The sequence below is a fragment of the Calidithermus chliarophilus DSM 9957 genome (assembly GCF_000430045.1).
GTDB classification, from domain to species: Bacteria; Deinococcota; Deinococci; order Deinococcales; family Thermaceae; genus Calidithermus; species Calidithermus chliarophilus.
The window spans coordinates 278665-279665 of sequence record NZ_KE387027.1 but is presented as its reverse complement, the minus strand read 5'-3'; the positions used below and the strand labels follow the sequence as shown (position 1 = coordinate 279665).

General features: G+C 68.5%; 1 protein-coding gene and 1 pseudogene. Both read right to left on the bottom strand.

The annotated features are described in order from the left end of the window. On the bottom strand, nucleotides 1-278 hold a 278-nt coding region (locus tag MEICH_RS26000), incomplete at its 3' end, for an aldehyde dehydrogenase family protein (protein ID WP_218916435.1). A gap of 370 nt (nucleotides 279-648) precedes the next feature. Continuing rightward, nucleotides 649-1001 (bottom strand): annotated as a pseudogene (locus MEICH_RS25995) (uracil-DNA glycosylase family protein); the annotation flags it as partial.

Genomic DNA, 1001 nt, shown 5'->3' with positions numbered 1-1001 from the left:
TGGAAGCGCAGCAGCACGCGGGCGCGTTCCCTGGGGTCCACCTTGGCCCAGGCCGCCTGTGCTTCCCTGGCCCGCTGCACCGCTGCCGCCACGTCGGCGGGCGTGCAGATGGGCAACTCGGCCAGCACCTGCTGATCGAAGGGCGAGCGCACCGCCTCGAAGACCCCGCTCTGCGTGGGCACGCGCCGGGCCAGCCGCGCGAAGAACTCGGGGTTCAGACTGGCGCTGGGCCCCGAGCGGGGCGGATTAACGATGGGCAGGCGTCCGGTCTCGATCACGGGCACCTCCTGAAAAGGGTTCTGCCCTCATGGTGGGGTGAAATTTGGTCCGAGTCAAGCGAGTTGGGGGAAATGGCGTGGGGGACGGTGGGGGATGTCGGTGGCCGATAGGCGATAGCGGGTCGTACGTCCTACGTCGTACGCCGAACGCCGAACGCCGAACGCCAAACGCAAGACGCAAGACGCAAAACGCAAGACGCAAAACGCAAGACGCCAAACGCCAAACGCAAGACGCGGGGCGCCTTGTCACCCCCCTTAGCAAGGGGGGCTGGGGGGGGATACCCCCTCCCCGCCAGCGGGGAGGGACGGGGTGGGGTGAACCACGAGTCACAAGCCTCCTGCTGACGGCTGATAGCTGACCGCTGACGGCTCATCCCTTCTTGCCGCTGAGCCCGGCCAGTGCCTTGGCGCGCTCGAGCACCGCGTCGAACATGGGTGCGGTGAGCTTGCCGGTGTTGGTGTTCTGGCGCGAGACGTGGTAGCTGCTGAGGAGTACTCGGCCGCCGAGGTCGTGCTCGCTGCCGTGGGCGAAGGGGTAGGCGGCCTTGCGCAGGCCGTGGTAGGCCAGCAGCGCGTCGTGGGCGATCTTGCCGAGGGCGAGGTAGACCCGCACTTGCGGGAGGAGGGGGAGCTCGAGGTCGGTCCAGCTCGAGCAGTTGCGGCTCTCCGTCGGGGAGGGGCTTGTTGTCGGGCGGGGCGCAGCGCACCGAGGCGGTGATGTAG